This window comes from Frankia sp. R43, from assembly GCF_001306465.1.
In the GTDB taxonomy this organism is placed as follows: domain Bacteria; phylum Actinomycetota; class Actinomycetes; order Frankiales; family Frankiaceae; genus Parafrankia; species Parafrankia irregularis.
In genome coordinates this window covers 26,715-44,195 of sequence record NZ_LFCW01000014.1, presented here as the reverse complement: position 1 = coordinate 44,195, position 17,481 = coordinate 26,715, and the positions used below count along the sequence as shown (strand labels likewise).

The window sequence follows — 17,481 nt, the reverse complement described above, 5'->3', positions numbered from 1 at the left end:
CCGACGACCTGAGAACGCGGCGTCCGTCCGGCCGGCCTCGGCGGCCGGACGGACGCCGCCCGACTGCGGAGCGGCTGGTGTATCAGCATCTCGACTTCCTGGTGGTGCGTGCCGCGGTGAACCCGGCCGTGGACGCGGTCGAGCGATGGCCCGACCTGGTCGGACCGGCGGCCTTACCAGAGTCCTGGCGCCTCTGGTTACGGCAGGTGATGCAGAATCGCGCCTTCGAGACGGCGCTGGAGCAGGCCAGCCCCGTTCTCGCTCGCCGCGTTCGGGAGATCCGCGACGGACGCCAGGTGCCCGAGGCCGGGGTGCGGCGCGCCGTGCTGTCGGTGATGCGCTACCTGCTTCGTGCGTCGGGACGCGCGACGCCGTTCGGCCTGTTCGCAGGGGTCGCGCCAGCGTGTGTCGCTGACCACGCCTCCGTGCGCGCAGGCGCGGCGCACCGTGCCGTCGCGCGGGTCGAGGCTGGCTGGCTCTGCGCGGTGGTCGACCGGTTGGAAGCCGATCCGGCCGTCCGAGCGCGGTTGGATGTGGTGGCGAACAACCTCGTGTTCGAGCGGGACGGCCATCTGGTGCTGGAGCACCGTGCCGGAGAAGGCACCGACGGTGCCCCCACGCGCGTGCAGGTGCGGGCGCACGCACCGGTCCGCGCCGCAATGGGCATCAGCTGCCGCTCGGTGCGGCTCTCCGACCTCGCGGCCAGGCTCGCGTCCGAGTTCGCTCCGGTCCCGGCCGACGTCGTCGACAGACTTCTGGCCGATCTGGTGGCGCAGCGGTTCCTGCTCACGAACCTGCGGCCTCCGATGACGGCGACCGACCCTCTCCATCAGGTCGTGGATGTGCTCCAGGCAACCCTGGACGGCGCGCCGGTCACCGCCGAGGCGGCCCGGGTCGCCGAACGCCTAAACAGGATTGTCGATGGGCTGCGGAACCATGACAGCGCGTCGAGCTGGGCCGTCGCGCGCAGCAGCCGCGAGCGCCTCGGCCAGGACATGGCTGAGGTCCACCCTTCGGCGGAGCCGGCACTCCGGGTTGATCTGCGGATGGACTGGGCGCTTGCTGTGCCCCGCTCGGTCGCGGCCGAGGCCGCCGCGGCGGCGGGCGTGCTGGTGCGCCTGGCGCGGCGCTCGACGCTCAGCTCCGGCTGGGACGCCTGGCATGGCCGGTTCCTCGAACGGTACGGGCCGTGCGCTCTGGTTCCCGTTCTCGACGCGGTCGACCCCGAGATCGGACTGGGTTATCCCGCCGGCTATGCCGGAAGTCCCGCACCACCCGTGGGCGTGACGTTCACCGATCGGGACGCGAAGCTGTTTGCGTTGGCGCAGAACGCCGCGCTGCGCCGCGAACGGGAGATCGTCCTCGACGACAGGATGATCAGCGACCTCACGGTCGTCGATCAGGACGCCCGCGTTCAGCCCACCACGGAACTCACCCTGCGCGTCCACGCCGCGCGCACCCGCTCGCTCGACGAGGGCGCGTTCACGCTCGCGGTCGTCGGGGTGTCGCGCAGAGCCGGCACCACGACCGGACGATTCCTGGACCTCTTTGACGCGCAGGACGGTGCGCGGATGCGCGCGCTGTACGCGGGTCTTCCCACCGCGAGCCGCGACGCGCTGAGCGTGCAGATCTCCGCGCCCGCCCGCTACACGAACACCGACACGGTGGGACGCGCCCCCCAGGTCATGGCGCACCGGCTGTCCCTCGGTGAGTACGACGACAGTGAGGGCGGGGGCTCGCTGTCGCTGGACGACATCGTGGTGACGGCCGATGTGCACCGGATCTATCTGCTCTCGCTCTCCCGTCGCCAGCTGGTGGAACCGGTGGCGCTCAACGCGGTGGAGCCGGTGCGACGCGCGCATCCGCTGGCGCGTTTTCTCGCTGAGGCACCGGCCGCGCTGAGTGTTCCCTGCGCCCCCTTCGACTGGGGGGTCGCGGCTCGGCTGCCGTTCCTGCCGGCGCTGAGGCATGGACGAACGGTCCTCTCGCCGGCGCGCTGGCTGCTGGGGGCCGCGGACCTGCCCGGCTCCGCGGCCGGCTGGACGGAGTGGGATCGTGCCCTGGCCAGCTGGCGGGAGCAGGTCAACCTCCCCTCGGCGGTCTATCTCGGCGACGGTGACCAGCGCATCGGACTGGACCTGTCCGAGCCGGCCCACCGGGTACTGCTGCGCTCCCACCTCGAGCGCTCCGGCGCCGCGCTGCTGCGCGCCGCCCCCGGCACCGACGCGGCCGGCTGGGTCGGCGGGCATGCCCACGAGATCGTCGTACCCCTGGCAGCGGTCGCCGCGCCGGCGGCGTCACCGGGCTGGCTCAGCCGGGCGCAGGTCGTCGGCCGTGATCACGGGCATCTGCCGGGCTGCGACGCACGGTTCTCGGTCAAGCTCTACGCCGGCCTCGGTTGCCAGGACGACATCCTCACCCGCCATCTGCCGCACCTCGTCGACGAGCTGAACGAGCAGGCCACGGGCGAGGCTCGGTGGTGGTTCCTGCGTTACCACGACCCCGACGACCATCTGCGCCTGCGGCTCGCGGTCACCGCCGACGGTGTGGCGCCGACCGCCGACCGGATCGGCGCCTGGACCCAGCGGCTCCGCCGCGCCGGCCTGATCTCCCGCGCGCAGTGGGACACCTACTTCCCCGAGACCTCGCGCTTCGGGGGCACCGCCGCGATGGACGCCGCGGAGGCGTACTTCGCCGCCGACTCGGCGGCGGCCCTCGCCCAGCTCGCCGCCTCCAGGGAGAAGAGTGGGCCCGACCGTCGGGCGTTGACCGCCGCCAGCGTGGTCGACATCGTGACCGGCCTGATCGGCGACACCGCCGAGGCGACACGCTGGCTGATCAGCCACACCCGGACGGAGTCGTCCGCCCCGGCCCGCACGCTGTACCAGCAGGCCGTCGCCCTAGCGAACCCGGCCGACCCACGCGCCTTGGCCGCACAGCCCGGAGGCGAACGCGTCCTCTCCTGCTGGGCGCACCGGCGCGAGGCACTCGCCGCCTACCGACACGTCCTCCAGGAAACCCGCGCGGAGGCTCCCAGCGCCCTACTGCCTGATCTTCTGCATCTTCACCATGTCCGTATGGCCGGAGTCAGCCTGGCCGGGGAACGCGCCTGCCTGCACCTGGCGCGCGCCGCCGCACTGAGCTGGACCGCGCGCACGAGGAACCCATCATGACCAGCTCCGATCCGGACGCGCTCGCCGCCGCTGACGCCGTCGCCGAAGCACTGGCCGACCCGCACACCGCCTGGGCCGCCCAGCGACCGGCCGGGGGAAGGGCGTGGCCGCAGTCGCTCGCCGGCGGCGCGGCGGGCGTCGCCCTGCTCCACATCGAACGTGCCCACTTCGGGCACGGCGACTGGAGCACCGCGCACGCCTGGTTGTCCGCCGCCGCGTCCGACGACCTGACCGCGGCGGCCAATGCGGGCCTGTACCTGGGCGCTCCGGCCCTGGCCTTCACCCTGCACACCGCAGCCGGACCATCGGGCCGGTACCACCGTGCCCTCGCCAACCTGGATCTGGCCGTCGTCGCCATGACCCGCACCCGACTCGCCGCGGCCCACACCCGCATCGAGCAGGGTCGGCGGCCCGCGATGAAGGAGTTCGACCTGATCCGGGGCCTGTCCGGACTCGGCGTCTACCACCTGCGCCGCCACCCCGATCACCCGATCACCGGCGAACTGCTGTCGTACCTGGTCAGACTGACCGAACCACTGACCGGAAGGGACGACCTCCCACCCTGGTGGACGGACTCTGCACCCAACGGCGAACCCAGCCCCGAGTTCCCCCAAGGACACGGCAACGTCGGCCTCGCGCACGGCATCGGCGCCGTCCTCGCCCTGCTCTCCCTGGCCCACCTGCACGGCCTGCCGGTCCGTGGCACCGACGAGGCGATCGCACGGATCTGTGCCTGGACCGACCGCTGGTGCCAGCACGGCGACACCGGCTGCTGGTGGCCCGGATTCATCACCCTCCGCCAGGTCCGCGAAGGCAGGGTCGCCGCGGCCCTGCGGCCCCGCCCCTCCTGGTGCTACGGCGTCAGCGGCACCGCCCGCGCCCAACAGCTCGCCGGCATGGCCCTGCGCGACACCGCACGCCAGCAAGCCGCCGAGAACGCGCTCCTCGCGGCACTTCGCGATCAGGTGCAACTCGACCGGCTCACCGAGATCGGCCTGTGTCACGGCACCGCCGGTCTACTCCAGTCCGCCTGGCGCATGGCGGCCGACTCCCACAATCCCCAGATCACCGCCGAACTCCCCGGCCTGTCAGCCAGGCTGATCGCGCAGATGGGCACAACCGCAGGCGACCCCGAGCTTCTCGACGGCGCCGCCGGCGCCGCCCTCGCCCTGCACACCGCCGGCACCGGCGCCGCCCCGACGTCGGGCTGGGACGCCTTCCTCCTGCTGGCCTGATCAGGAGCCGACATGGACACCCGCACCTGGCAGCAGGTCAACGTCACCTTCCCCGACTGGGCGAACGCCGAGGGCACCGCCGTGGACCACCTCGCCCCTCTGCTGGACACCGCCGAGACTGACGGGCTCATCACCTCCTGGTTCTTCGTGCGCAAGGCGCCGTGCTGGCGCATCCGCTACCTGCCCCACCAGCCGGCAGGAGCGGCCGAGGCGTACGTCCACACACGTCTCGCCGATCTCCGGGAGACACGCCGCATCCAGGACGCCACGTCCACGTTCTACGAACCAGAAAGCCATGCCTTCGGCGGCGCTGAAGGCATGGACACCGCCCACCGGCTCTTCCACCTCGACAGCCGACACCTGCTCACCTACCTGAACGCCACCAGCCACAAATCGGCCGACCGGCGCCGCCGTGAACTGTCGGTTCTGCTGTGCTCGCACCTGATGCGCGCCGCCGGGCTCGACTGGTACGAGGAAGGCGACGTGTGGGCGCGAGTCGCCGAGCACCGGCAACCACCTGAGCGCACCCCCGACCACAGGCTCCGCACCCTGCGTGACGGCTTGCGGCGCCTGATGAGCATCGACACCGACAGCCTGGCCACGGACACCCTGCCGCCGACTTTCACCGACTGGACCAGCGCCTTCGCCGCCGCCGGCACCGAACTGGCCGCCCTGGCCACCGACGGCCGGCTACGCCGCGGCCTGCGCGCCGTCCTCGCCCACCACATCATCTTCGCCTGGAACCGGCACGGCCTTCCCCACGCGGCGCAGGCCGTCCTCGCGCACACCGCCAGGACCGTGGTGTTCGGGCACGACCCCGCCTCCGATCACCAGCCGCACGATCGGGAACCGGCATGACGAACATCGGAACAGACCCGGCCGACGAGAACCTGCTCGCCTGGTTCCCGCTGGTCCAACGCCCCCGACCACCCGGCCTCCCCCTCGAAGACCGAGTCAGACAACTACAAAGTCTGGCCGCACGGACAGCGGACGGCCTCCCACTCGTCCGAGCCGCCGAAATCTGCAACAAGGCGGCGCTGATCGCCTCCGACTCCGGACAACCAGACCTCGCCCAAGACATGTGCTGGCGCCAACACATGGTCTTCGATCAGGCGCGCCCCCTGCCCGCCTCGGCCGCCGAACTCGCCCTCCAACCGGTGCTCAACCTGCCGCGCCAATGGATACGCGACGGTGAGGGCAACCGCGCCTACGCGATCCTCCAGGCCCTGCACGAGGCCGCGCGCACGCAGACCAGCGCACTGGTCGACGGACGGTCCATCAGTCTCCGCAACGTCACCTGCGCCCCCGACGACCATCGGACCATGCGCACCCTGACCTGGACGGCGCTCCTGGCGGACGGAGTCCGGGCGCTGGCACGGGCCGGGCGCTGGCACGAAGCCGCCGAACAAGCCGCGGCCCACAGAGGAGTCGGCCGCCGGCTCCTCGACGGCCGACAAGCAACCGTCCTGGCACTCGCCCAGGCAGGGCACACCGAGCAGGCCGCAGCGCTGGTCGACCAGAGCACCACCCCCGAGCCCTGGGAACAGGCGGTTCAAACGATCCTGCGGGTGTACTGCCTGCGACAGGCCGGCACCGACACCGGCCCGCAGATCGCCCCGCTCCTCACCGCCGCACTCACTCTGATGCGGCAGTCCGACCCCTCGACCATGGTCTTCCGTGCCCGAGCAGGCATGATCGCGCTCGACCTCGCCGACGGCCACGACCATCCGTGCATCGACGCACTACGCCGGGCGCTGATCGCGGGTGCGTTCAAGGACGCGTACACGGCCCGCGACACGCTCGCACACCGCCTCCAGGAGTCGATGACCACGACGCAGCGCCATGCCCTGAGCGATGTCATCCGTGCCGCCGGGCTCGATTCCGGCAGCGTCCCCGAACCGTTGTATGGCGACCTGATGGACACGGTGAACTCCGCCGAAGCCCAGCTACGCGGACATCTGAGCCAGCACGCCAGGCGCTGCGAGTGCACAACAACGCCAAGCTGAACAACGGGCCGACGGAGAGGTTGCACCATCCCCTTACCGCTCGTTCCGTGACAGAAGGATTACCCTGAGATGGTTCCAGTCATCAGGAACGGAAGATCGGTCAGCTGGCTTCGGAGGGGGTCAAACGCGTCGTGACGACCAAGCCAAGTCAGCGGATGGAGCAGGACGAACTGCGGGAGCGGATGCGTGCTGTGGGGATGTCGCACGACGAGATCGCGGTCGAGTTCGCCCGCCGCTACAAGTTGCGGCCCCGCGCCGCCCATCGCCATGCCCGCGGCTGGACCCAGACACAGGCCGCGAACCACATCAACGCCCACGCCGCCCGCACCGGCCTCGACCCGGACGGCGCCGCGCCCATGACCGGCCCGAAATTGTCGGAGCTGGAGAATTGGCCACTGCCGAGCAACCGCCGTCGACCCACACCTCAGCTCCTTGCTTTACTCGCCGCGGTCTACGGCACCAGCATCCACAACCTCATCGACCTCGACGACCGCGAACACCTCACCCCCGCCGACCTGCTCCTGATCAACCGCATCGATCGTACTGGGCCCGACCATGCCCGCGATCTGCCCGCCCCGCCGGCTACGCTTCCGGGCTCCGAGTTCTCCCAGCCAGGCTCCCTGGTGGTGCGCACGGAGCTCCCGGCGGACCTCGGGATGCCGTTGCCGATCTCATCTGTATGGCCGCCAGTGATTGAGACACTCGGGCCGACCGTCGCCGTCGAGTCGTTCCCAGCCCCCAGAACGGTGGAGCAGCTTCTCCAGGGCGCGTCCAAGGAATCCGCCGACGTCCTCTATGCCATCGACGCGGCTCCTGTTAGCGCGCTCACGTTGGAACAGATCGACGCCGATATAAGAAGAATCGTCAACCTCTACTCACAGCGTCCCGCACTACCCACCTTTCTTGAGGTACGCGCCTTGCGGGCCAGAGTCTTTCCGTTGCTGACGGTGAGACAGCGGCCGGACCTATCGCGCGATCTGTGCTATAGGGCGGGGCTTCTGAGTGGCGTCCTCGCCAACGCCGCCTTCGATCTGGGCTCGCTCGATTCCGCGCAGACACATGCTCGTGTTGCCTTCGCCTGCGCAGACCAAGCGGGACATAACGGCCTGCGGGCCTGGATCCGAGGCACCCAGAGCATGCTCGCCTACTGGGACGACCAGCCAGGTGACGCCGTGAAACTGGCTCAGGACGGCTGGCGCTACCAGCCGGAGCGAGGGACCGCCAAGGTGCGCCTTGCGGCGCTGGAAGCGCGGGCATTGGCCCGGATGGGTGACAGTCATGAGACACCCGCGGCCCTCGGCCGCGTCGCAGAGGCCAGGGACCGCGTCACACTCGACGACGATCCTGGTGGCATGCTGGCCTTCCCACTGGCGAAGCAGTTGTACTACGCGAGTTCCGCCAGCCTGTGGCTGACCCCGACGCGCACCAGCCTCCAGACGGCCGAGCGGGACGCGGCCACCGCAGTCGCTCTCCTGGAGGCGCTGCCAGAGGGAGAACGGCGTGTCGGGGAGGAGTCTCTGGCGCACACGGATGTTGCCCTCGCCCGCATCCTGAGCGGTGATCTTGAAGGTGCGGTGTCCGAGGTCCGCGTCGTGATCCAGATGTCGTCAATCCGGCGTGTCGAGAGCGCGATGCGCCGCCTCGCCCAGGTCCTGACCGTTCTGGAACGGCCGACGTACCGGGGGCAGACGCTCGCTGGCGAGTTGCGCGACCAGATCAGATCGCAGACAGTCGTGCGGTCCCAGCCCGCGGCGGCAGACCTTTCCGCCACCACCGGCTACGGAAGACCGGTCTCATGACGCCCCGTCGGATCGGGCTGCTGCATCCGGGAAGCATGGGGGCGCAGCTCGGCAAGATCTTGCGAGCTGGTGGGCATGAGGTGAAGTATTGCCGCGCCGAACGAAGCCCGCGGACTATCCAGCGGGCGCAGGAAGCAGATCTCCGGCCGGTCAATGATCTGGAAGATCTATGCGAAGGAACTGAGATTCTGCTGTCGCTGTGTCCGCCGGAGGCCGCGCTCGACGTGGCACAGAACGTGGTCACAGCGGGATTCACGGGCCTGTACGTGGATGCCAACGCCGTCAACCCCGAACGTATGGGCGTCATTAGCAGCCTCGTGACCAAGGCGGGCGGCAGCATCGTCGATGGCTGCCTCATCGGCCCGGTCCCAACCCGGCCGGGAACCACTCGCCTGTACCTGGCCGGGGCCACGCACCTCACCGATGAAATCTCCGTGCTGTTCGCCAGCTCGGGCTTGGATGTCGTCGTTCTGGACGGCGGAGTGGGCGCGGCGTCCGCTCTGAAGATCGCTCACTCGTCGTTCGCGAAGGCATCGCGGGTTCTCGCCGCGCTCGCGCACGCACTCGCCGCCGAGTACGGAGTTCAGCAGGCGCTCACCGGCGAAGCCCGTAGACGTAGCCGACCAGCTCTCGCCGAACCTGACTTCTTCGCCACCGTCGCAGCCCGTGCGTGGCGCTGGGCGCCCGAACTCGCCCAGGCGGGCGAGGCCTACCGGACCGTCGGACTTCCCGACACGATGCTCCGCGGTGCGGAGGAACTTCTCCGTACGTGGGGCGAGCACAAAGACATCGAGCACGCCCCCCTCGACCAACTCCTCCGCGAACTGCGAACTGACCAGCAGGGTGGCGCCTAGAGAACCCTCCGCTCCCCGGAGGCGGAGGCAAGGCCAGGAGTAGTGCCGAGCTATCTGAGGCGCCACACGACAAAGGCCAAGCTCAGGTGTCGACGGCGTCAGCCGAACGAATCAGCGGGTTCGAGTCGAAGAAATACGCCCGGCCACTGCCGTCGCCGCAGGTCAGCGGCGCTGTACGGGGCCGAAGCGGATGTTCGTTTCCCGGGGAATGACTGGCATGCGGCCGGTTGGGAAGCTGAGGACGTTCAGCGTCGGCGCGTCAGCTTGCCGTCACGATGGCGGTGGTCTGCTGGCTCGGTCGTCGAGGCCCTACATCAAGGAGGACCTGATGATCGCCACTTCTCCGTCCCCGCCAGCCGCGGATACCACGACGAGGCCCGGCCGTGATGAGATCTACACACGGGCGGGCGAGCCTGTCGTCTTCACCGACGGGCACCATTTCCAGCTGCGGGCTCCGATGGATCTGGACGCCGTCGCCACCGCGGCCACAGGGCCGCTGTCAGTGATTCTTCAGGTCACGAAGAAATGTAATTTCGACTGCTCGTTCTGCTCCGAGACGCTCCAGGAACAGGACCCCACGCTGGACGCGCTGGAACGGATGCGGGACAACCTGGCCGGGGTGCCCCGGGTGTTCCTGTCCGGCGGCGAGCCGTTGCTGCGCCGGGACTTCGTCGACATCGTCGACATGTTCGCGGGGACCGTGATCGGTGTGCCGACCAACGCGACCCGCGGCCTCCAGCAGGCCGCACGCCTGTCCGGCAAGGTCACGTTCGTGAACGTCGGGTTGGAAGGGCCGCGGGCGACCACGAACCGCGTCCGCGGCAACTACGACGCGGTGATGGCCGGGATACGGGCGTTCCAGGACGCGGGGCTGCCGCTGTCGCTGTCGGCGGTGGTCTACCGCTCGACGGTGGCCGCGTTGCCGTTCACCTACCAGATCGCCGATCTGCTGGACGCCGGGAAACTCAAGCTGATCATGCCCTTGAGGAAAGGCAACGCGCTCGACCTCGCCGACAACGAGTTCCTCAGCCTGGAGGAGGCCACCGCGACGTTCGACCGGTTGACCGAGTTGCGGACGGTGCACGACTGGCGGCCAGCGCTGCGACTGACGGCGTGGACCCCGGACACCGAAGGCCACATGATCGTCATCGGGCCGTCGGGGCAGGCCAGTGCCTGGCCGGTCTACGACGCCCCCGACCTGCTCGAACCGCTGGGGAACCTGCTCGACGAGCCGATCGACGTGATCTGGGCGCGGTACCGCTTCGGGCGCAACCACTACGCGAAATACCTGGGGCGGTCGATCCGCGCCCTCACCCGCGCCGACCGGCCGCCGGCCGAGCGTCCTGTGCTGCGGATCAGCCATGCGTGAGGCGACGAACCTGGGCTGGGCCGACACGCCGTTCGGCGCGGAACGGCGGCCGTTCGCCGAACGCACCCCGTTGTTGGCCGCGTTCGCCGTCCTGTGCGATGCCGCGGTACCGGCCGCCATGGGGGCGGTGTACCTACGCCTGCCACGCGGCCGCACCGTGACGGTAACCGAGGCGACCTTGCGGTTCGGCTTCCACGCCGTCGCAGCCGAGGAACCGGCCGAGGCTCCCACTGTCGCGGCCCGGCTCGATGCCCTGCTGGTGCAGGCCCGACGTCAGGCGGCGATCCTCGCCGGCCACCGCTTCGCCAGCGACCTGGCGAGGCTCGCCGCCGCCGGCGAATCCACGCGGGGAGTCACCGCGCTCGCCGCCGTCTGGCCGGGTCCGACCGCGCAGCCCGGTCTCGCCCGGCTCCACGACACGGCGCACGGCCACCCACCGGCCGCGTTGCACGAGGTGTGCGCCGCCGTTCACCTCCACGGCCTGCCCACCGACCCGGACCCTGTCCCGGCGGTGCCCATGGCCTCCGCGGGTACCCCACAGACCCTTCAGCGGGTCCTCGTTCGCGCCCTGGGGATCGCACTCGTAGCGGCGCGTAGCAGCGGCTGTTACCAGTGGGACAAGCTCGATCTGGACACGGTCGTCGAGGCCGCTGCCTGGGACCAGACTGCGGCGACTTCCGTGACGACTCCGTCGGCACAACGCTCGTCTCGCCACGCCGTCCCGGCCGGCCGCGACGGCCAGATGTCGGCTGCGGAGGGAGGCCGCTGATGCTGCGTAACTGCCGTGTCATCGCTGTCGAGGGCACCCACGCCTCCGGGAAGACCACCCTCACCCATGCCCTCGCCGCCTACTACCGGGAACGCGGCGTGCACGTCGCCTGCGTCCCCGAGCCCGCGCGCAACAGCCCGTTCATCGAGGAGATCGTCGTACACGGCCGCGGCGAGTTCGACCTGGAGACCGAGGTCGACCTCTTCGCGGCCCAGCTATCCAGCCTGCTGCGCACCGCCCGCCAGCACACGATGGTCATCGCGGACAAGACGATCGCGAACGTCCTCGCCTACGCCTGGCTCGTCCTACCCGGCGGCCCCGAAGGACCCCACGCCCCCGTGCTGCATGCCATGGAGACGTTCTGCCGAGCATGGGCGCCGTTCTACGACGCTGTGTTCTACTGCACCGACAAGTTCGACCAGCACCAGATCGGTGACCCCTACCGGTCCAAAGTCCTCGATATTCAACCCGCTGCCGACAGGGTCGTCCGTAGTATCTGCGCCACCGTCGGACAGCGGATCTACGATATTCCGCCGAACATGTCCACGAGCGCACGGGTCAGCTGGATCGCCGAGCAGCTGACCCTTCTTGGGCTCGACCCGACCAGTCGCTGACCATCTCAGCCCACCCTTGGGAGTGCACTGCCGCCATGCCGTACCGCAGCGTCATCGACGTCATGCTCCTACTCGTCAGAGATGACACGGTTCTGCTTGCTTTGCGCTCCGGTACTGGTTTTGCGGATAACTGGTGGAATGTTCCCTCGGGCAAGCTGGAGGAAGGAGAGGACGTCGCCACCGCCGTGTGTCGTGAGGCCCGCGAAGAGGTCGGCCTTGACATCGATCCTTCATCGCTGATCCTTGCTTCGACAGTGCATTTTCGGAACGCGTTCGGGGAAGGGCGCCTCGGCCTGTTCTTCCGGCCGGACCGCTGGCAGGGTGAACCTGTCAACACCGAGCCACATAAGTGCGCCGAGATCCGCTGGTTTCCCCTCGACAGCCTTCCAGACAACACCTATCATTATACCCGCGCGGGGGTGGACCTTTACCGGAGTGGCGGAAATTTCGCGGCGGCCGGCTGGCAGGCTGGAATCATTCACACACCTCCGGGCTAGGAATATCCAGCTTCCCATCACTGCGGGCACCAGGGTCGACAATGCCCGCGCACCGCTTCCTTTCGCGTAGCCGCTGTCTACTCCTGCCCATTTTCTTTTTTCCTTGCCGATCTATGTCGCGTTGCTCGAAGTGAGAAGGATGAGCATTCATGCCCCTGGCGCAGACGGAACGTTCCGGGAGTTCGTCGGATGTGGACCGGGTGGAGGTGAGGGTCGCGGTTGTCGGTGCGGGTGAGCAGGCGGTGGCGCACCTGCTTCCCGCGTTGGTGCATCTTGACGGTGTCCGGCTGAGCGCTCTGGTCGATGCGGACGACACCGTCGTCGACCGGGTCGGGGACCGTTTCGGGGTGTCATGCCGGTTCGGGTCCGTCGAGGCACTGCTCGGCGAGGTCGCGGTGGACGCCGTGGTCGCGGCCTGCCCGCCGCAGGCCCACGAGGAGATCGCTCAGGTGGCGGTCGAGCACGGTGTTCCGGTGTTTCTGGAGAAGCCGCCCGCGGTCTCCACCGCGCGGCTTGGGCAGCTCGCGGAGGCGGCCGAAGCACGGGAGGTGACGACGGGTGTCGGGATGAACATGCGGTACGCCGGCCCCTACCTGCGGATTCGTGAACTGTTGGCGCGGCCGGAGGTCGGCGTGCCGGTGTCGGTCATGGTGCGGCATGTGGCCAGCAAGCCGCGGGGGGCGCTGTGGGACCTGCCGCCGTTGCGCAGTTTCCTGCTCGCGCAGGCCATCCATCCGGTCGACCTGCTGTTGAGCCTGACCGGCCCGCCGACGGCGGTGGAGCCCGTGTGCCTGCACAACGGGACGGACACCCTGATCTCGGTGCAGACCCAGTCCGCGTCCGGGGCGGTCGGCAACGTCCTGACCGGGACGTACGCGCCGCGGTTCGAGAGCCGGGTGGAGATCCTGACCGATACCGGTGTCGGGATCACGTTGACGGGGCTGGCGGAGCTCACGGTGACGGGGCTGCCGGTCGCGGATGCGGCGGGTGGGTCGCGTGGCTGGTCGCAGCAGTGGCGTCCCAGCCCGTTGGACACCGGCTTCGAGCGGACCGGTTTCCAGCACGAGCTGCGCGCCTTCCTGACCGCCGCCGCCTCCGGGGTGCCGTTCACGCCGGGGTTGGCCGATCTGCTGCCGACCTTCGAACTGCTTGACCTGGTGGAGCGGAGGGCAGCCGCGTGACCACGAGAACGGTCGACACCGCTCATCCTCTGCTCGACGAGACGGATACGGCGGGGGTCCTGGCGGCGTTGTCGAGCGGGGACCTGTCCGGTACGGCGCCGGTCGTCGCCGACTATGAGAGGGCCCTCGCGAAGACGTTCGGTGTGAACCGTGCGGTGGCCTGCTCGTCGGGGACCGCCGCGGTTCACCTGTCATTGCTGGCCCACGGTGTCGGCGCCGGGGATGAGGTGATGGTGCCGGCGACCGCGCCGGTGATGACCGCGATGCCGGTGCTGGCCGTGGGTGCCCGGCCGGTCTTCGTCGATGTCACCGACAGCGCGTCGTTCGCGGTGAGTCTGGCCGATGTCGAGGCCCGTCTCAGTGCTCGTACGCGGGTGGTCATCTCGGTGGCGATGTGGGGGTACCCGGCCGACGGCGACGCGCTGGCGAGGCTGTGTGATCGGTACGGGCTTGTGCTGGTCGAGGACGCCGCGCAGGCCCATGGCACCCGGACCGGCGATCGTCTCGTCGGGACCCGCGGCCGGATCGGCGCCTTCAGTACCCATCTCCGCAAGCTCGTCAACACCGGCGAGGGCGGGTTCCTGCTCGTCGACGACGAGACCACCGCGGACCGGCTGGTCGCGCTGCGCAATGCCGGGAAGGCCGCCTCGGGTGGGCAGTTCGGCCGCGGCTTCGGTCTGAACTTCAAGCTGCCGGCGATGTCGGCGGCTCTCGGGCTGCGCCAGCTCGCCCGGCTCGATCAGCGGGTCATAGCGCGGCGGGCCATCCAGGACCGGCTGGCCACGGCGGTGGGGCCGGTGGACGGGGTGACATCCTTCCCGGTCCGCGACGGCATCCCGAACGGATACGCCATGCTCCTCCTGGCCGATGACGCCCACTTGGCGGTTGTCCTCGCCGAGGCGCTCGCGGCGGCCGGGTTCGTTTCCGATCCGCGCCGGTACGGGTACCGGCCGTTGTACGACTACGACGCGTTCGCAGAGGTCCCCGCTGGCGCCTGCCCGAACGCCGCGGAGCTGTGTTCTCGGCTGGTCAGCCTGCCCTGCCACGAGGGAGTGACCCCGGCCGACGAGCAGCGCATGATCGCCACGGTGTGTCAGGTGGTCGGCGCATGACGGGCCTGCCGGGAGTGCGTCACGCGACGGCCAGCGTGTTTCTTCTTCGCGGGCCCATAGCCGGCGGGCCCTGGGCGCTCGGTCTGATCCGTCATCCCCGCTTCGACCGGTGGATGGTGCCCGGTGGTCATGTCGAGCAAGCCGAGAACCCCGCTCAGGCCGCGCTGCGTGAACTCGTCGAGGAAACCGGCCACACCGCGACCTTGGCCGCCCCGCCGCATCGCCTCCCGACACCGTGGGGGTTCGGCGTGGACGGGGAAGCGGTCATGGCGATGCCGTGGTGGATCGTGGAGGAACCCGTCCCGGCCGATCGGTATCCCGCACCTCACATCCATGTGGATCATCTGTATGTCTGTGTCGCGGGTGCGGAGGCGCCGGACAGCTCCGAACATGGCCGGCCTGTGCTGCGGTGGTTCCTCGCCCAGGACCTCGGCGGTCTGGACATGTTCGACGGGACTCGCCGGCTCGCCGGCGACGTCCTGACCCGGGCCGCAGGCGGCCAGCTCAGCGTGGCCAGTGACACGGTGCCCGGACAGGACGGCCGACGGGGACGCACACGCCGGTTCTGGACGCCGCTCGGGCGGGTGGCGCGATGACCAGGGTCCTCGTAGCCGCGCCGCATCCCGACGACGAGGTGCTCGGCTGCGGCGGCAGCATCGCGCGGCACCGCCAGGCCGGGCGCACCGTCCGCGTGCTCTACCTGACCTCCGGCGAGCACGCGAGCCCGACCGTGCCCCCCGACGAGCTCGGGCCGATCCGGGAACGCGAGGCGGTCGCCGCGACCGCGGCCCTGGGGGTGCCCGCGGACGCGCTGACCTGGCTGCGGTTCCCCGACGGCGGGCTCGACGTCCGCGACCCTGACCAGGTCGGTGCGGTGATGACGGTCCTGCGCCGCCTGCGGCCCACGCTGCTGTACCTGCCGCATCCCGACGACGGCTCGTTCGACCACCGGGAAGCCGCCGCCCTGTGCCTGCGGGCGGCGGGGATGGCGGGCAGCGCGAACTTCCCCGAGTGGGGCGGGCAGCCCTGGTGGGTCCCGACGATCCTGGGCTACGAGGTGTGGAGCCCGATCGTCGACCCGGTCTACACCGAGGACATCACCGACACCCTCGACGCCAAGGTCGCGGCGTTGGGCTGCTACCGGTCCCAGACCCAGGCGGCGAAGGGCGGCGGGCAGGCTGACTACATCGGCGAACCGGCCCATTACCTGGCCGGCTATCGCGGTGCGATGACCGGTGGCGGGTTCCGGGAAGCCTTCACCGTGCACCGCCTCGGAACGGTCCCCCTGTGAGGCCCCCGCCCCGGCCCCGGTGGCGTACGTGGAGGTGGTGGTGCTGGGCCGCCGCAGCGGCCACCGCGGCCCGTGGCGTGCACGGGACAGCGAGCACGGTCTCCTCGTTGCGCTGGCTGCGCACGGCCCCCGACCGCGCGGACCCGGTACCGTCCGGGCAGGCACGGCCCTTCTTCGTCCTGGCCCTCCCGATGCTGCGGGAGCAGAGGCTGATCACCGACACGGTCAGCCTGTTCAGCCGGATGGCAGCCGACTACGGCCGCGCCTGCGTCGTGGTCGTGACCACGGCCCGTGAGGAGGCCGAGCGCGACCGGGCCGCCACCCGCCTGCCGGATCTCGCCGCGGCCCTCGCGGCGGGAACACCGGTCGACCGTCTGAACCGAACCTTCCGTGGCCTGCTGCCCGCCGCGCAGCTGGCGGGCCTGGCCGAGACCTGCCGCGGGTCCACCGCCGCCGACTGCGCCGCCGCCGTGCAGGCCGTGTTCGAGGCGCTGCCGACCACCAGCCAGCTCGCCGCCGACCTGGCCCGCGACTACCCGGTGCTGCGTCACCTGCACTACCCCGGCCCGCGGGGCACGATGGCTGACCAGGTCAACCACGCTGCCCGCGTCGAACTCGACCGGCTCGCCGCCGACGGCGTGGACACGAGTGGGGTGTACCTCGCCCAGTACACCGCCGACTCCCGTCCCGACCCCGACACGCTCACCGTCGCGGCCCGCCGCATCGCCGACCTGCACCAGGCGACCGGGCAGCCGCCGCGGGTACTGCAACAGTCCGCGCTGTTCCTCGCCAACCTGCCCACGTTCCCCACCGGGCCGGCCGGCCGGTACCTCACCGGCGCGGCGTTGCTCCAGTCCCGGTGGAGCCTCGCCCACGAGATCCCCACCTGGCGCCGCCACCGCCGCCCGGCCGCCACCCGCACCGGCCTGCGGTTGCGCTGGCCGCGCTATGCCCACTGCACCGGCCACGGCCTGTTCCTGCACGCCGAGACGTTCCTGCGCTGGGGTGGGCTGCCCACCCGCACGATGAACGAGGACCTCGCGCTGGGATTCCTGGCCTCGGCCGCCGGTGTGCCCATCGACCCCATCCCCGCCGTGGAATGGGCTGACAGCCCGACCACCCCGGCCGAGGTCATCCGGCAGAAACGGCAGTGGTTCTGGTCCTACGTCGACTACCCGACCCTGCTGCGTCTCGCTGCCACGGGTCTGCCCGGCGAACACACCGCGCCGGGCGGGGTACGGGGGCTGCTCGCCGCCCAGGGCCTCGGCCGCGGGGCGATCTGGCTAGCGACCTCACCCACCCTCGCCGCGACCCTCGCCCTTCCGCTGGCCGCGCGCCGCCCGGCCGCCGGCCTGCTCGCCGCGGCAGCGGCGACCGGGATCTATCTCGTGCCCGGCTACCTGATCGTCGAGGAGCTACGCCGCCGCGGCCTGCGCCCCGACCGTCTCCACGCGGGTGAGGTCGCCGGTCTGCTCGCCGTCTACCTCACCCACAGCGCCGGGCCCTGGTGGTGCCTCGCCAACGGCCTGCACCGCGCGGCCACCGGCCACCGCTATGTCCACGACAAGACCGAACGGTGAC

At 70.4% G+C, this 17,481-nt stretch carries 15 protein-coding genes; all 15 read left to right on the top strand.

Annotation, left to right across the window (positions count from 1 at the left end; genetic code table 11):
• Positions 1-77 precede the first annotated feature (77 nt).
• Entirely contained in the window at positions 78-3,173 is a 3,096-nt protein-coding gene (locus ACG83_RS38950; protein ID WP_054571286.1) for a lantibiotic dehydratase, read from the top strand.
• Positions 3,170-4,408: a lanthionine synthetase C family protein gene (locus tag ACG83_RS38945; protein ID WP_054571285.1), complete on the top strand. Its 1,239-nt coding sequence runs from the start codon at positions 3,170-3,172 to the stop codon at positions 4,406-4,408. The genes ACG83_RS38950 and ACG83_RS38945 overlap by 4 nt, the downstream gene beginning before the upstream one ends.
• Positions 4,409-4,420: 12 nt before the next feature.
• Positions 4,421-5,266 (top strand): thiopeptide-type bacteriocin biosynthesis protein, encoded by an 846-nt coding sequence (locus ACG83_RS38940; RefSeq protein ID WP_054571284.1) that lies wholly within the window; start codon positions 4,421-4,423, stop codon positions 5,264-5,266.
• On the top strand, positions 5,263-6,414 hold the full coding sequence (locus ACG83_RS38935) for a hypothetical protein (RefSeq protein ID WP_054571283.1): 1,152 nt from the start codon (positions 5,263-5,265) through the stop codon (positions 6,412-6,414). Before ACG83_RS38940 ends, ACG83_RS38935 begins: the two co-directional genes overlap by 4 nt.
• Positions 6,415-6,596: 182 nt before the next feature.
• Positions 6,597-8,213 (top strand): hypothetical protein, encoded by a 1,617-nt coding sequence (locus tag ACG83_RS47360; RefSeq protein WP_235498478.1) that lies wholly within the window; start codon positions 6,597-6,599, stop codon positions 8,211-8,213.
• Positions 8,210-9,067, top strand: coding sequence for an NAD(P)-dependent oxidoreductase (locus ACG83_RS38925; RefSeq protein WP_063793355.1), 858 nt, complete (start codon positions 8,210-8,212; stop codon positions 9,065-9,067). The genes ACG83_RS47360 and ACG83_RS38925 overlap by 4 nt, the downstream gene beginning before the upstream one ends.
• A gap of 328 nt (positions 9,068-9,395) precedes the next feature.
• Positions 9,396-10,436: a radical SAM protein gene (locus tag ACG83_RS38920; protein WP_054571280.1), complete on the top strand. Its 1,041-nt coding sequence runs from the start codon at positions 9,396-9,398 to the stop codon at positions 10,434-10,436.
• Complete coding sequence (locus ACG83_RS38915; protein WP_054571279.1) at positions 10,429-11,205, top strand: hypothetical protein; 777 nt, start codon at positions 10,429-10,431, stop codon at positions 11,203-11,205. Before ACG83_RS38920 ends, ACG83_RS38915 begins: the two co-directional genes overlap by 8 nt.
• On the top strand, positions 11,205-11,819 hold the full coding sequence (locus ACG83_RS38910; RefSeq protein WP_054571278.1) for an AAA family ATPase: 615 nt from the start codon (positions 11,205-11,207) through the stop codon (positions 11,817-11,819). The genes ACG83_RS38915 and ACG83_RS38910 overlap by 1 nt, the downstream gene beginning before the upstream one ends.
• Positions 11,820-11,854: 35 nt before the next feature.
• On the top strand, positions 11,855-12,316 hold the full coding sequence (locus ACG83_RS43350; protein WP_083473930.1) for an NUDIX domain-containing protein: 462 nt from the start codon (positions 11,855-11,857) through the stop codon (positions 12,314-12,316).
• A gap of 149 nt (positions 12,317-12,465) precedes the next feature.
• A complete protein-coding gene (locus ACG83_RS38905; RefSeq protein WP_054571277.1) occupies positions 12,466-13,497 on the top strand; it encodes a Gfo/Idh/MocA family protein in 1,032 nt (343 codons plus the stop codon).
• On the top strand, positions 13,494-14,609 hold the full coding sequence (locus ACG83_RS38900) for a DegT/DnrJ/EryC1/StrS aminotransferase family protein (protein WP_054571276.1): 1,116 nt from the start codon (positions 13,494-13,496) through the stop codon (positions 14,607-14,609). The genes ACG83_RS38905 and ACG83_RS38900 overlap by 4 nt, the downstream gene beginning before the upstream one ends.
• Positions 14,606-15,205, top strand: coding sequence for an NUDIX domain-containing protein (locus ACG83_RS38895; protein ID WP_054571275.1), 600 nt, complete (start codon positions 14,606-14,608; stop codon positions 15,203-15,205). Before ACG83_RS38900 ends, ACG83_RS38895 begins: the two co-directional genes overlap by 4 nt.
• Positions 15,202-15,900: a PIG-L deacetylase family protein gene (locus tag ACG83_RS38890; RefSeq protein WP_054571274.1), complete on the top strand. Its 699-nt coding sequence runs from the start codon at positions 15,202-15,204 to the stop codon at positions 15,898-15,900. Before ACG83_RS38895 ends, ACG83_RS38890 begins: the two co-directional genes overlap by 4 nt.
• 77 nt (positions 15,901-15,977) lie before the next feature.
• Positions 15,978-17,480: a glycosyltransferase family 2 protein gene (locus ACG83_RS38885; protein WP_152991643.1), complete on the top strand. Its 1,503-nt coding sequence runs from the start codon at positions 15,978-15,980 to the stop codon at positions 17,478-17,480.
• Position 17,481: the final 1 nt, after the last annotated feature.

What these genes read in the sequence shown, in the direction of transcription:
- ACG83_RS38945 (WP_054571285.1), top strand. Translation starts at nt 3,170, where the DNA reads ATGACCAGCTCCGATCCGGACGCGCTCGCCGCCGCTGACGCCGTCGCC.
- ACG83_RS38940 (WP_054571284.1), top strand. Translation starts at nt 4,421, where the DNA reads ATGGACACCCGCACCTGGCAGCAGGTCAACGTCACCTTCCCCGACTGG.
- ACG83_RS38935 (WP_054571283.1), top strand. Translation starts at nt 5,263, where the DNA reads ATGACGAACATCGGAACAGACCCGGCCGACGAGAACCTGCTCGCCTGG.
- ACG83_RS47360 (WP_235498478.1), top strand. Translation starts at nt 6,597, where the DNA reads ATGCGTGCTGTGGGGATGTCGCACGACGAGATCGCGGTCGAGTTCGCC.
- ACG83_RS38925 (WP_063793355.1), top strand. Translation starts at nt 8,210, where the DNA reads ATGACGCCCCGTCGGATCGGGCTGCTGCATCCGGGAAGCATGGGGGCG.
- ACG83_RS38920 (WP_054571280.1), top strand. Translation starts at nt 9,396, where the DNA reads ATGATCGCCACTTCTCCGTCCCCGCCAGCCGCGGATACCACGACGAGG.
- ACG83_RS38915 (WP_054571279.1), top strand. Translation starts at nt 10,429, where the DNA reads ATGCGTGAGGCGACGAACCTGGGCTGGGCCGACACGCCGTTCGGCGCG.
- ACG83_RS38910 (WP_054571278.1), top strand. Translation starts at nt 11,205, where the DNA reads ATGCTGCGTAACTGCCGTGTCATCGCTGTCGAGGGCACCCACGCCTCC.
- ACG83_RS43350 (WP_083473930.1), top strand. Translation starts at nt 11,855, where the DNA reads ATGCCGTACCGCAGCGTCATCGACGTCATGCTCCTACTCGTCAGAGAT.
- ACG83_RS38905 (WP_054571277.1), top strand. Translation starts at nt 12,466, where the DNA reads ATGCCCCTGGCGCAGACGGAACGTTCCGGGAGTTCGTCGGATGTGGAC.
- ACG83_RS38895 (WP_054571275.1), top strand. Translation starts at nt 14,606, where the DNA reads ATGACGGGCCTGCCGGGAGTGCGTCACGCGACGGCCAGCGTGTTTCTT.
- ACG83_RS38890 (WP_054571274.1), top strand. Translation starts at nt 15,202, where the DNA reads ATGACCAGGGTCCTCGTAGCCGCGCCGCATCCCGACGACGAGGTGCTC.